Origin of the sequence: Streptomyces niveus, assembly GCF_001723055.1 — a bacterium.
GTDB lineage: Bacteria > Actinomycetota > Actinomycetes > Streptomycetales > Streptomycetaceae > Streptomyces > Streptomyces niveus.
Window position 1 is genome coordinate 1 of the sequence record NZ_MDCR01000035.1, and the last position, 12,193, is coordinate 12,193.

The window sequence follows — 12,193 nt, forward strand, 5'->3', positions numbered from 1 at the left end:
AGGACCGGTGGGAGTCTCGGCTGTCTGTGTCACGTCAAGAAGCATCCGTGGCACGGGTACGGCGCACGAGTGGCCCGAAGGTCAGCGGTCACTAGGATCGGGCCAAACGCTGCCGGGTTCGGCCGGAGCCGCTTCGTCGTCCGTCGCCGCCGGTGCCGGTGCCGTTGCCGGTGCCGGTTCGACGCCGGTCACCGCCGGGGCGCCGGGCGGCCCGGCGGGAGTCGGGGGGCGGACCACCCGGCGCAGCTCGCGGATCGGCCGCGCAGCGAACAGCGCCGCGCACACCAGTACGTTCACCACCGCCCCGCCCACCAGCACCTCGCGCATCCCGACCGCCTCCACCACCGGGCCCGCCAGTGCGCGGCCGACGGCGAGCATGATCAGGGAGCCCGCCACGTCGTAGGCGTGCAGCCGGTTCAGCGCCTCGGGCGGGATCATCGTCTGGACCGTCGTGGACCACATGACCAGCCAGAACGCCAGGCTCACCCCGCCCACGAAGAATCCGGCGGCGAGCAGCGGGAGCGGGACGTCGTACGCGAGCACCAGCAGGTTCGCGACGACGCCGAACAGCGCGACCGTCCCCGCGAACAGCGGTCTGACCGGGCGCACCCGCAGCGCGAGCAGCCCGCCCGCGACGTTGCCGGCCCCCTGGACGGTCATCATCAGACCGAACATGGCGGAGCTGTGCCGGTCGGTGACCACCACTGCCTCCAGCGGGACGATCGGGCCGAGCACGGTGACGCCGTACACCGACCAGACCGCGATCACGCCCCACAGCCAGGACCGGGCCCGGAACTCGCGCCAGCCGCCGATCAGTTCGGTGAGCATCGAGTCGCCGCGCACCGGCTTCATGGTCGGCATCCGGACCAGGAACAGACAGATCCCGCTGACCCCGAACGTCGCGGCATTGACCGCGAAGATCGTGCCGGGCCCGCCGAACCCGGCGAGCGCGCCGGCCGCCGCCGGGCCCGCCATCGTGGCCAGGGACTCGGCGACCCGCAGCACCGCGTTGCCGCGCTGTACGTCGGGCGAGAGGATGGGCAGCATGCTGGCCACGCCCGGCTGGAAGAGGGCGGCGCCGAGCCCGTTGACGGCGCTCAGCGCGTACACGAGCCAGAGCGGCGGCGCTCCCCCGGCGAAGACGGCGACGAGGCCGGCCGTGCCGAGCAGCCGCATCACATCGGCGAGGACCATCATCCGGCGCGGGGTGAACCGGTCGGCGAGCACACCGCCGAAGAGCACGAACCCGGCGAAGCAGACCATCCACGCGCCGAGCGCGAAGCTCACGGACGAGGCGCCGTGCCCCGCGTCGAGCAGCCCGGCGGCGAGCGCGACGGGCACCATGCCGTCGCCAAAGCGCGCGACGGTCCTGGCGAGGAAGAAGAGCCGGAAGTCACGATTCCAGAGAGGGGTCCCGGCCGGGCCGGGAATGTCGGGGTCCGTCGAACGCTTGGCAGTCACAGAGTCGACAGATACCAAGAACTGGTCTGGACCACCAGGGGTTTCCGTATGACGGACACCGGACGGACACCCAGACCTACCGACAGGAGGGCGGGACGATGCCAGAAACGACACCGGCGGGCAGCGCCGAGCCGCCGCCGCGCCACCGGGTCGTGGTCCTCGCGCTCGACGGGGTCCTCCCCTTCGAACTGGGCATCCCCCAGCGGATCTTCGGCCGCGCCAGAAGCCCCGAGGGCGCCCGGCTGTACGACGTGGTCACCTGCTCGATCCGCCCGCCGGGCCCGGTCCGTACCGACGCGGACTTCGACATCCTGGTGGAGAACGGCCCCGAGGCCCTCGCCACCGCCGACACGATCCTGATCCCCGCCTCGTACGAACTCGGTCCGGTGTACGAGGAGGGCAGGCTCACCGACGAACTCGCCGCCGCCCTCGCCCTGCTGCGCCCCGGCACCCGGCTCGTCTCCATCTGCACCGGCGGGTACGTGCTGGCCGCCGCCGGATTCCTCGACGGCCGGCCCGCCTCCACCCACTGGTCGTCGGCCGCGCACTTCCAGCGGACCTTCCCGCGGATCAAGGTCGACGCGGATGTGCTCTTCATCGACGACGGCGACGTCCTGACCTCGGCCGGGGTCGCCGCCGGGATCGATCTCTGTCTGCACATCGTGCGCCGCGACCACGGTACGGCGATCGCCAACGATGTCGCGCGGCGTACGGTCGTCCCGCCGCACCGGGACGGCGGCCAGGCCCAGTACATCCAACGTCCGGTCCCCGACGCCCAGTTGGCGACGACCACCACGGCGAGGGCGTGGGCGCTCGCGCGGCTGCACGAGCCGATCCAGCTGCGGGACATGGCGGAACAGGAGTCGATGTCCGTACGGACGTTCACGCGCCGCTTCCGCGAGGAGGCCGGGATCAGCCCGGGACAGTGGCTGGTCCAGCAGCGGGTCGAGCGGGCGCGCCATCTGCTGGAGGCGACGGATCTCTCCGTCGACCGGATCGCGCGCAACGCGGGGTTCGGTACGGCGCAGTCCATGCGCCAGCATCTCCAGGCGGCGCTCGGGGTCTCGCCGACGGTCTACCGGCGGACGTTCCGCGCGCTCCCCGCGAAGGCGGCGCCGGCCCTCAGGACTGTGTGACGGCCTTCGACGAGTCGTCGGCGACCACGACGTACCGTCCGGGGCCGTCGTCGCGGCCCTCGCGTCCGTCGTGCCGCTCCGAGGCCGGCGCCGTCATCGGCCGCTCCGCGCCCTCGCCCGGCTCGCACCGGTCCACCTCGCACCAGATCCGCTTGCCCGAGCCCTCCGGCTGCCAGCCCCACCGGTCGGCGAGCCCGTCGACCAGTTCCAGGCCCCGACCGTTGGTGTCCTCGCCCTGCGCGTGGCGCGGACAGGGCGGTCGCGCGCTGGTGTCGGCGACCTCGACCCGTACGGTCCCGGCCTCGGCGGCCCCCGAACCGAACAGCATCCGCAGCACGGCCGGACAGCCGGTGTGCACCACGGCGTTGGTGACCAGCTCCGAGATCAGCAGGATCAGCGTCTCCGCCAGTGGCTCGTCGTCGTTCATTCCGGAGCCGATGAGCCGCGACCGCGCCCATCGACGGGCCCGCCCGACCTCCGCCGGGTCGGCCCCGACCTCCAACTGCATTTGAAGAACCTGCACCGCTCACACCATCCGAACCGGCGGGCACATCGCCTCGCGCCTCGACAAGGTCCACGACAAGGTCACAGAACGTGATTCCCTTGTGGGACAGCATGGTTGACGTACAGTCACCGCAACAAGCGCTTCGGGCATATTCCAACGCGAAGGAGTACGCGTGAGGCATACTGTGCGACGCGCTCTGCGGGGAGTCGAACAAGGACGCTTCGAGCGCCTTCGAACGGTGCTACTGGCAGGCATTCCCTGGTCCGGCGTCGCCGTACAGGCCACACCGGATCCCTCGCGCCTCACCACCACTCGCACCCGAGCGAGCGTACCGGAGCCCGCCGCCGACTCCGGCCCGTGACGGGTCGCGCGAAGGACACAACCCGGTATCGACATGCGCGAAACGCCAATCTGTCACGCACAGTCACGCTATGCGGACGGGTTCGGGTACGGCTCCGGTATCGCTCCCGGTCTACGGTTCAGGCGTCACGTAGTACGAGGCGAACGCCGCCAGGATCTCCTCCTCGGTGATCCGGCCGTCACCGTCCCCGTCCAGTCCCCGGGCGGCCTGCGCCGCCACGGCCGGCTCCGTGCCCAGCACCAGCAGCACGCGCTCAGCCGCCGCCGGGGTCACACCGTCGCCGTCCTCGTCCGCGATGGCGATCACCGCGTGCAGGAAGGGCCGGGCGATCTCGGCGAAACGCTTGGGGCTGTCGCGCAGCCTCTTCGCGGCGCCGGTGATGAATTCCTGGCGGGTGACCCGCTGGTCACCGTCGACGTCCGCGATACCGGCCATGCCCTGCCAGAAGGCCTCGGCCCCGTTGTAGAGGGCCTGTCCCTTGTCGGATCGTGCGGTGACGCCGAACTCCGCGAGCAGTGCCGCTGCCGCTCCGCTGAAGTCCTCGCGGTCGATGTAGCCGTTGCCGTCCTGGTCGAAGGCGGCGAATCGGGAGGCGATCTTGCCCTCGTACTCTGCGCTGTCCATGAAGGGGAGCGTACGACGCCGGGGGCCCACCGTGTGAAGGCTTCACGTCTGTCCGGTGGACACGACCCGGTGCGGTCCCTGCCCGGCGCTCACCCGGCGCGCGCCCCGCGCTCGCCCGGCGCCCGCCTAGGCGGAGAGGGGCTGCGCGGCCTCGTCGACGGCGTCGGAGACGTCCGAGTACACCTCGAAGAGCCGACGCACACCGAGCGCCGCGAGGACGCGGTTGACGTGTGAGCCCTCCTCCGCGCCGTGGGCGGGCAGGATGAGATGGAGGCGGCCCTGGCAGGAGCGCATCAGCTTGCGGGACGCGATCAGGACGCCGACGCCGCTGGAGTCGCAGAAGAACACGTCCGACAGGTCGAGCACCAGCTCACGGCGGCCGGCGGCGACCGCGTCGTGGACGTGCTGGCGGACCACGGGCGAGGTCACGATGTCCAGTTCTCCGGTGATGCGCAGCACCGTCCACAGACCGTGCTCGTCCTTGTCCACCTTGAGCGTCACGCCTGGACCTTCCCTCGTACCGAACCGGAGACCCTTGGGCGGAGTTCCGGATTCCGGACCTTCACCGGAGATCGTCCCTCTGCATCGCGGCTGCCCCTCTGACCCGTCATGAAACACAACGGCAGGGAACCGGGGAAATTCCTTATCAGCTCGGAGGGGGTCGAGGGGCGCACTTGACGCAAAGGGGCGCACTTCGTTGACACTGGCCAGTACATTCGAAGCGGCGGGGTCAGGTCACGGAGCAGTCACAGGGCTGGGGGTCTCATGGCGAAGGACACACCGCCCCGCTGGGACCGCAGGATGCAGCAGCGGCTCGCGCGGGGTGAGGCAGCCGCGCTCGGCGAGCTGTACGACCGCTTCGCCTCGCTCGTGCACAGCCTCGCGCACCGGGTGCTCGACGACAGCGAGGCCGCCGACCGGATCACCCGCGAGGTCTTCGGCTACGTCTGGGAGAACCCGGACGTCTTCGACCCCAGGCAGGGCTCGATGCGGTCCTGGATCGCCAAGCTCGCCCGGCTGCACGCCGTGAACCGGCTGCGGCAGCTGGAGACGGCCGCCCACCAGGCCAGCGGCGGAGGCGACGCGGAGGAGCTGGAACAGAAGATCCGCGAGGCGTCCGCCGCGGCGCGCGCCGACTACATCGTCACCTCCATGCCCGCGCCCCTGCGCGCCGCGCTGGACCTGGCGTACTTCCAGCGCCGTGACTACCGGCAGACCGCCGCCGACCTCGGGGTCACCGAGGACGAGGCACGCCGGCGGCTGCGGCTCGGCCTGCAACTGCTCTCGTCGGCGAACACCCGGCCCCTGGAGGGCTCCTCGCCGCCCGGCACCGGACGGTCGCTGTGACCGGGCCGTTCGACGGCGGTCGCGACGGCGGCCGGCGCGACCCGGACGAGCCCGACGGGGTGCGCGGCATCCCGCGCATACCCGGCCAGCGCGCCGCCGCGGACGACCTGGAACCGCCCGCGGCCGACGTACTGCGCCGGGCCCTGGAGGGCGCCGCGCGCGCCGCTCAGGCGGCGCGGGAGAGCCGCGAACGGGAAGAGCCGGATGAACCCGATGAACGGGATGAGCAGCACGGCGACGCCGGCACGGCCGACGAGGCGACGGTCCCGGAGCCGGACGGAGTCACCGGGGACGCCGCCTGGGCGGTCACCGACGGCGTTACGGGTGACACGGCCCCCGGCACGGCCCACGAGCCGGCCCATCCGCCCGATCCGGCCGATCCGCCCGATCCGGCCGAGGAGCCGCACATGAGGGCGCCCGCCCCGGAACCCGCCGGGCCGCCGCCCTCGCACTCCGTACTGAAGTCGCTGCTCGGCGCCTGGGCACTGGCCGCCTGCTCGCCCGAGGAGACGACGCACGTCGAGGACCACCTCACCGAGTGCGCGCCGTGTGCCGACGAGGCGCTCAAACTGCGCGACGCCGTGGGCCTGTTGCAGGCCGACCGCAATCTGGATCTCCCTCCGCTGCTCCGTTCGCGGGTGCTGGAGAACTGCCTCGACCGGCGGGCCGCCCGTATCCCGGTGCCGGTGTGGGCCACCCCGTACGACGCGGAGACCGCCCGGCTCGACGCGCTGCTGCGTGACATCGGCGACGCGGAGTGGCACGCGCCGCTCCAGCTCAAGTGGTTCGAGAAGGAGGAGACCGCTACGCGCAGGGCCACGGTCGCCGGGGTCATCGGGCATCTGATGACCGTGGACGGGCTGGTGGCGTCGGCTCTGGGGCTGGACGATCCGCTGGGCGCGTCGGCGCCGCAGTCGCCGACCGACCGGACCGAGGCGTTGTGGCGTGCGGCGCACTCGCCGCCCACCCGTACGATCCACGAGCCGTGGCGGGACCAGAGCCATACGCTGATAAGGACGGTGTCCTTCGCGGGGCGCGGGGTGGCCGAACTCTCCGTGTCGTACGGCGAGTTCGCCCTGCCGTTGCGTGACGCGATGATCGACCGGGCCTTCGAGTGCTGGATCCACGGCTGGGACATCGCGAACGCGGTCGTCTATCCCTATCCGGCGCCGAGCGGTCCGCATCTGCACGCGATGATCAACCTCGCCACGCAGCTGATCCCGTCCACCCTCGCGGCCCGCCGCCGCGCGGGCCTGGCGTCGCCCGCCCAGCAGTTGGTCGTGCCGGGTTCGCCAGGCCGGTCACTGCATCTGGAGGTCGAGGGCGCGGGCGGCGGTGACTGGTACATCGCGCTGGACTCACCGGCCGCGGTCGGCTCCGCCGAGCGCTCGGTGGCCCAAGTGGCTCTGGACGACGTGGAGTTCTGCCAGCTGGTGGCGGGGCACATCTCGCCGGACGAGGCGGCCGCCGGTCAGGACGGCGACCGCGACGCGATCCGGGACGTGCTGTTCGCGGCGGCCTCGCTGAGCCGGCTCTGAACCGGCTCTGAACCGGCTCGGAATGGGCGACGCCCCCAAGCGCCGTACGGATGACGGCACTTGAGGGCGGCCTGACGATCACGCGATGGTGCCTAGCTGACGTACAGGTAGTAGTAACCGGTGCCGCCCGGGGCCGGGTCGCAGCGGTAGTTGCTGAACCCTTCGCGGACGTACTGCTGTCCGGCGTCGATACAGTACGACCGGCTGGAGTACGAGCCGATGTAGACCCAGCCCGCCTCCGACTGGGCACCGACGCTGACGGACGTTCCCGGAGCCGCCTGGGCGGGGGCGTTGATCCCGCCGATCGCCAGAACGGCGATTCCCACACTCACCAGTGCTGCACGCTTGCGCATCCTGATCTCCCCTGTGTTGGCAGTAAGCGGTTGCTGTACACGCGGAAGCCTGAATGACGCGCTGGCGTCGCGCAAGGAAACCGCAGATTCCTGTCAGCCGGATCAAGACCGCCCGAACCCGCCCTGGACCCGCCCTAGGCGAAGATCACCGTACGCCGGCCGTTGAGCAGGATCCGGTGCTCGGCATGCCACTTGACCGCGCGGGCCAGCGCCTGGCACTCCACGTCGCGGCCGATCGCCACCAGTTGCTCAGGGGTGACCTCGTGGCCGACGCGCTCGACCTCCTGCTCGATGATCGGGCCCTCGTCCAGCTCCGCCGTCACGTAGTGCGCGGTCGCGCCGATCAGCTTCACGCCCCGCGCGTGCGCCTGGTGGTACGGCTTCGCGCCCTTGAAGCTCGGCAGGAAGGAGTGGTGGATGTTGATGATCCGGCCGTTCAGCTGCTTGCACAGATCGTCGGAGATGACCTGCATGTAGCGGGCCAGCACGACCAGTTCGACGTCCTCGGCGCGTACCAGCTCCAGCAGCTCCGCCTCGGCCGCGTCCTTGGTGTCCTTGGTGACCGGGATGTGGTGGAAGGGGATGTCGTACGAGGCGACCAGCTCGGCGAAGTCGGTGTGGTTGGACACGACGGCGGCGATGTCCACGGGGAGAGCGCCGGTACGCGAGCGGAAGAGCAGGTCGTTCAGGCAGTGGCCGAACCTGCTGACCATCAGGACGATCCGCATCCGGTCCCCGGCCTGGTGCAGCTCCCAGTCCATCCGGAATGAGTCCCCCACGGCGGCGAAGCTCGCGCGCAGCTTCTCCAGGGTCACCGGCTCGTCGGCCGAGAAGTGGACCCGCATGAAGAACAGGCCGGTGTCGCGGTCGCCGAACTGCTGGCTGTCCTCGATGTTGCACCCGGTCATGAAGAGGAAGCTGGACACGGCGTGCACGATGCCCTGTTTGTCCGGGCAGGAGAGCGTCAGGACGTACTGGTCGGACAGGGCGGGCCGGTCGGCCTGGGCGGCGGGCTGCTTCGGGGCACTCATGACCCCAGAGGATCCCACACGGGTCCCACGGGCCGCAGGTGATCGCCGGACGGACGGCGGGCCCCGGACCCGGCGCGTACGTCAGGCGGACCGCGTCAGGATCCGCAGCACGTCCAGCGAACGCGGCACCGTGTCCGGGTCCTCGCCGTCGTTGACGGCCAGCCTGACGTGCGCCTCGCGCGCCGCCCGTACCGCCTCCGGCCAGCCGTGGTGCTCCAGATACACCGAGATCGGGGCGTCCGGCCCCACCTGGTGCATGATCCGCAGCACCCGCAGGACGGCGACGTCGACCAGCGCGGCCTCGCCGGAGTCGCGGAAGATCGTCCCGACGTATTTCTCGGCCGACCAGTTGTCCAGCCAGGTGTCCTCGACCAGCCGGTACACGGCGTCGGTGACGTCGCCGTACCCTTCGAGGCCGGCCAGCCAGTACTCCTGGTGGAAGACGGGATCGGAAAGCATGTGCAGCGCCGAGCGCACGTTGCTGCGCCAGCGCCACCAGGGAATGTCATTGAGCGGCATGTCGCCCATGGTGGAGGAGCGACGGCCGCGACGGGAAGAGTTATCCGAACCTTGCTGCACAGCAGTCGATCGTACGGTCCGCCGTCAGGCGAACGTCTGGCCCCCCGCAATTCACCTCGTCGCCATGTGCGGTTGAACAACCTCCACCTGGCAGTTACCCGCGGGCCGGAAGTGTGCGGAGGTATGACCGGTAGGCAGCAGCGCTCCTCCTCCTCTCGCCCCTTCCGCCGGATTTCGGCGGTCCGCGTCTTGTGCACAGTGGCGGCCGGAGCGTCGCTGGTCGGCGGATGTGGCGTGCTCCCTGGAGGCCCGGGGGGCTCCAGGGAACCTGTCACGGTCATGACATGGGCACCTGAGGGTACCGCCGCGACGAACATGCCGGGGATGCCGGCCATGGCCAAGGCGTTCGCGCGCTGGGTCAACGCGGCGGGCGGCATCGACGGCCACGAGCTGCGCGTGCTGACCTGCAACGAGCGCAACACCTCGTCCGGCGCGGCCGACTGCGCGCGGCTGGCCGCCGACAAGAACGTCACGGCCGTCGTCGGCTCGTACAGCCAGCACGGCAACGCCTTCATGGCACCGCTGGAGGCGGCCGGGATCCCGTATCTCGGGGGCTACGGGGTGGCCGAGCGCGAGTTCTCCAGCTTCGTCTCGTACCCGGTCAACGGCGGCCAGGCGGCGCTCCTGGCCGGCAACGGCATGCAGCTCGGCGGACAGTGCGGCCCGGTCTCCATCGTGCGGCCCGACACGATCACCGGCGACGCGATGCCGGAACTGCTCAACTCCGGGCTCAGCAAGGGCAAGACCGACGGCGACGACACCCCGGGGAAGGCGACGGACATCCGGGCCGCCGAGGACGCCACCGACTACACCGCGTCGGCGGAGCGGGCCCGCGAGAACGCGGCCACCGCCCAGGACGGCTGTGTCACGGCGGTGCTCGGCGACCGTACGGAGACGTTCTTCGACTCCTACCGCCGGCTGCCCGACACCGGCAGCGGCGAGGACGTCCGCATCTCCTCGGTCCTCGGCAGCGTCGGCCAGCCGCTGGTGGACCGGACGGGCGGCTCGAAGGGCGTCTTCGAGGGGGCGTACGTCACCGGCTGGTACCCGCAGGCGAAGGACCCGGCGTGGCGGCCGATGCGCGACGTGATCCAGAAGCACGCGTTCGACGACACGAGCATCGACCCGGCGGACCCCGGCGTACAGACCACCTGGATCGCGTACACGGCGCTCAAGTCGGTCATCGAGTCGATCGACCGGGACAAGGTCTCGTCGGGCACGCTCTCCCACGCGCTGGACAAGGGCGCGAAGGTCGAGACCGGCGGCCTCACCCCCACACTCCGCTGGCGCTACGAGGACATGCTGGGCTCCCCCGGCTACCCGCGCATCGTGAACAGCGAGGTGACGTTCCAGGTGGTGCGCGACGGCGAACTGGTGGCCCTGAAGGACGGCTTCGTGGACGTCCGCGGCACCCTGAGCGACGCGGGGCGCAGCGCGTAGCGCCGTCGACGGCCCGGGTGCCCGGTGAGCCGCACCGCCCCGGCCGCGACCGCCGTACGTGGCGGCGCGGCCGGGGGCGGGCTCACAGCTCCGTCGGGACGCGCTCCGTCAGGCCGTACTTGGCCGCGATGCCGTTCCACAGGCCCGACGCCTTCTGCTTCGCGCCCGTCGCCTCGCCGCTCGCGTGGTTGCCCTCCTGGGCCGCCTTCGTCGTGCGGGCCTTGCCGCCCTTGCAGCCCTTCTTCGTCTTGGCCTCGCCCGCCCACGTCGCGTAGTGGTCGTCCGCCGACGCGGACGCCTGCCACGCCTTCGTCAGCGAGGCCGACAGCTCACCGTGCCGCGGCAGCTTGTCGAGCTTGATCTCCTCAAGCCGGGTGACCAGGTCGCGGCGCTGGTCGGCGGCGCCCTGGAGGTCGGAGACGGCCTTGTCCAGGTTCTGGCAGGTCTTGATGGACTCCACCGCGCTGATCACCGCCGCCCGGCTGTTGTTGCTCTCGGCGAGGAGCTTGTCCAGCTCCTCGGCCTGGAGCTTGGCGGGGTCGGCCGGGGCCTGGTCGTCGCCCGACGCCGAGGGCGAGGACTGCGACGACACGGTCTGGTTCTTGTCCTGCTTCTTCGAGTCGTCGCCGCTCATCAGCCAGCCCGCGCCCAGTCCGAGGACGGCGCAGCCGACCACGACGGCGGCGATCAGCGGGACCGGGGAGGACTTGCGGCGCCCGGCGGCCCGGCCCTGCGGACCCGAGGGCTCCTGCGGCTGTGCGTAGGCGGGCTGGGCGTGCGGGGGCTGCTGCTGGCCGTGCCCCCGTTGTCCGTGGCCCTGCGGCGCGCCCCTGCCCCGGACCGGCCCCGCACCGGGACCCGGGCCCGCGCCGGGGTCGAAGTGCGGCATCTGCTGGGTCTCGTCGGGCCCCGTCGTACGGAAGAGGCTGTCGAACTCGGCGGGCGGCTGGCGTTCGCCGGGGGCGCCGGGCCGGATGTCGAACGGCGCGCCCGGGGGCTGGGCCGGGACGGGCGCGATGAACTGCGTGGCGTCCGAGGCGCCCTGCGGGGGCGCGGGCGGCTGGGCGCCGCCGAGGTACTGGGTGGAGTCGGCGGGGCGCTCGGGCGGCAGCCCGCCGGGGTTCTGGCCCTGCTGGTACTGCGGGACCGGCGGTATGAACTGGGTGGCGTCGGCGGCACCGGCCGGGGGCACCGGGGGTATGAACTGGGTGGCGTCCGCGGCACCGGCCGGGGGCACCGGCGGTATGAACTGCGTCGCGTCCGCGCTGCCGCCGGGAGGCAGCGGCGGCATCTCGGCCGGCAGCGGCTGCCCGCCGTACGTCCCGTCCTGCTGCTGCGCGGGCGGCAGCGGCTGCGGCTGCGGCTGCGGCTGCGGCTGGTACGACGGCTGGTACTGCTGCTGCTGAGGGTCCTGGTACTGCTGCTGGGGCGGTTGGGGCTGCTGCGGCTCTTGCGGGTATCCGTAGCCGCCGCCTCCGCCTCCGTACGACCCGTAGCCACCCGCGTCCTGCCGGGGCGGCTCAGGCTCCGCCTGCGGCTGTGGCGCCCCCGGCCCCCAGGGCTGACCCCACGGCTGCCCGCCCGCCGGGCCGGCCGGCTCGGCCGGAACCGGTGCCTGGGCGCCGGGCATCACGGGGGGACCACCGTCGGCGGGCAGCACGATGCCTTCGTGCGCGGGCCGAGCGGCAGGCGACTGCGGCTCGTCCCTTTGTCCGCTTTGCGTCACCGGGACTCCTAGTGTGGACCTACGGAATCGTCAGCTCACGCTACCGGGTGAATCGACGCCCCTGCCACGCGCCTGGAACCAGTCACGGACCG

12 protein-coding genes are annotated in these 12,193 nt (G+C 71.8%); 4 read left to right on the forward strand and 8 right to left on the reverse strand.

Features of this window, described 5'->3' with window-relative positions; all coding sequences use genetic code 11:
* Positions 1-81: 81 nt before the first annotated feature.
* Positions 82-1,461: an MFS transporter gene (locus tag BHU15_RS04775; RefSeq protein WP_255293021.1), complete on the reverse strand. Its 1,380-nt coding sequence runs from the start codon at positions 1,459-1,461 to the stop codon at positions 82-84.
* A gap of 98 nt (positions 1,462-1,559) precedes the next feature.
* On the opposite strand from BHU15_RS04775, the gene BHU15_RS04780 reads away from it, so the two are divergent.
* The gene (locus tag BHU15_RS04780) at positions 1,560-2,597 is read left to right on the forward strand and encodes a GlxA family transcriptional regulator (RefSeq protein WP_069626016.1); all 1,038 of its coding nucleotides are present in this window, start codon (positions 1,560-1,562) and stop codon (positions 2,595-2,597) included.
* On the opposite strand, the gene BHU15_RS04785 is transcribed toward BHU15_RS04780, so the two are convergent.
* The 3 genes from BHU15_RS04785 to BHU15_RS04795 all read right to left on the reverse strand — a co-directional run bounded on the left by BHU15_RS04785 (position 2,584) and on the right by BHU15_RS04795 (position 4,588).
* Complete coding sequence (locus BHU15_RS04785; RefSeq protein WP_247748538.1) at positions 2,584-3,120, reverse strand: ATP-binding protein; 537 nt, start codon at positions 3,118-3,120, stop codon at positions 2,584-2,586. The genes BHU15_RS04780 and BHU15_RS04785 overlap by 14 nt on opposite strands.
* Positions 3,121-3,574: 454 nt before the next feature.
* Entirely contained in the window at positions 3,575-4,087 is a 513-nt protein-coding gene (locus BHU15_RS04790) for an EF-hand domain-containing protein (RefSeq protein WP_023540898.1), read from the reverse strand.
* 126 nt (positions 4,088-4,213) lie between these two features.
* Positions 4,214-4,588, reverse strand: a complete 375-nt coding sequence (locus BHU15_RS04795) for an STAS domain-containing protein (RefSeq protein ID WP_023540897.1) — start codon at positions 4,586-4,588, stop codon at positions 4,214-4,216.
* 264 nt (positions 4,589-4,852) lie between these two features.
* Between BHU15_RS04795 and BHU15_RS04800 the strand changes: the two genes are divergently transcribed.
* On the forward strand, positions 4,853-5,434 hold the full coding sequence (locus BHU15_RS04800; RefSeq protein ID WP_031231066.1) for a sigma-70 family RNA polymerase sigma factor: 582 nt from the start codon (positions 4,853-4,855) through the stop codon (positions 5,432-5,434).
* Complete coding sequence (locus BHU15_RS04805; protein WP_079127899.1) at positions 5,431-6,972, forward strand: maleylpyruvate isomerase N-terminal domain-containing protein; 1,542 nt, start codon at positions 5,431-5,433, stop codon at positions 6,970-6,972. The genes BHU15_RS04800 and BHU15_RS04805 overlap by 4 nt, the downstream gene beginning before the upstream one ends.
* 92 nt (positions 6,973-7,064) lie before the next feature.
* Here BHU15_RS04805 and BHU15_RS04810 read toward each other — a convergent pair whose 3' ends face one another.
* From BHU15_RS04810 to BHU15_RS04820, 3 genes are all read right to left on the reverse strand, one after another.
* The gene (locus BHU15_RS04810; protein ID WP_135067059.1) at positions 7,065-7,325 is read right to left on the reverse strand and encodes a hypothetical protein; all 261 of its coding nucleotides are present in this window, start codon (positions 7,323-7,325) and stop codon (positions 7,065-7,067) included.
* Between the two features lie 134 nt (positions 7,326-7,459).
* Entirely contained in the window at positions 7,460-8,356 is an 897-nt protein-coding gene (gene purU, locus BHU15_RS04815) for a formyltetrahydrofolate deformylase (RefSeq protein ID WP_069626018.1), read from the reverse strand.
* Positions 8,357-8,437: 81 nt separating this feature from the next.
* A complete protein-coding gene (locus BHU15_RS04820) occupies positions 8,438-8,884 on the reverse strand; it encodes an SCO4402 family protein (protein WP_031231063.1) in 447 nt (148 codons plus the stop codon).
* A 174-nt stretch (positions 8,885-9,058) separates the two neighbouring features.
* Between BHU15_RS04820 and BHU15_RS04825 the strand changes: the two genes are divergently transcribed.
* On the forward strand, positions 9,059-10,375 hold the full coding sequence (locus BHU15_RS04825) for an ABC transporter substrate-binding protein (protein WP_069626019.1): 1,317 nt from the start codon (positions 9,059-9,061) through the stop codon (positions 10,373-10,375).
* Positions 10,376-10,457: 82 nt separating this feature from the next.
* Here the strand turns inward: BHU15_RS04825 and BHU15_RS04830 are convergent, their stop codons facing one another.
* Positions 10,458-12,101 (reverse strand): hypothetical protein, encoded by a 1,644-nt coding sequence (locus BHU15_RS04830; RefSeq protein WP_171908313.1) that lies wholly within the window; start codon positions 12,099-12,101, stop codon positions 10,458-10,460.
* Between the last annotated feature and the right edge of the window lie 92 nt (positions 12,102-12,193).

Coding starts and splice junctions, on each gene's coding strand:
- BHU15_RS04820 (WP_031231063.1), bottom strand. CDS start 8,884: ATGGGCGACATGCCGCTCAATGACATTCCCTGGTGGCGCTGGCGCAGC.
- purU (WP_069626018.1), bottom strand. CDS start 8,356: ATGAGTGCCCCGAAGCAGCCCGCCGCCCAGGCCGACCGGCCCGCCCTG.
- BHU15_RS04825 (WP_069626019.1), top strand. CDS start 9,059: ATGACCGGTAGGCAGCAGCGCTCCTCCTCCTCTCGCCCCTTCCGCCGG.
- BHU15_RS04800 (WP_031231066.1), top strand. CDS start 4,853: ATGGCGAAGGACACACCGCCCCGCTGGGACCGCAGGATGCAGCAGCGG.
- BHU15_RS04810 (WP_135067059.1), bottom strand. CDS start 7,325: ATGCGCAAGCGTGCAGCACTGGTGAGTGTGGGAATCGCCGTTCTGGCG.
- BHU15_RS04780 (WP_069626016.1), top strand. CDS start 1,560: ATGCCAGAAACGACACCGGCGGGCAGCGCCGAGCCGCCGCCGCGCCAC.
- BHU15_RS04790 (WP_023540898.1), bottom strand. CDS start 4,087: ATGGACAGCGCAGAGTACGAGGGCAAGATCGCCTCCCGATTCGCCGCC.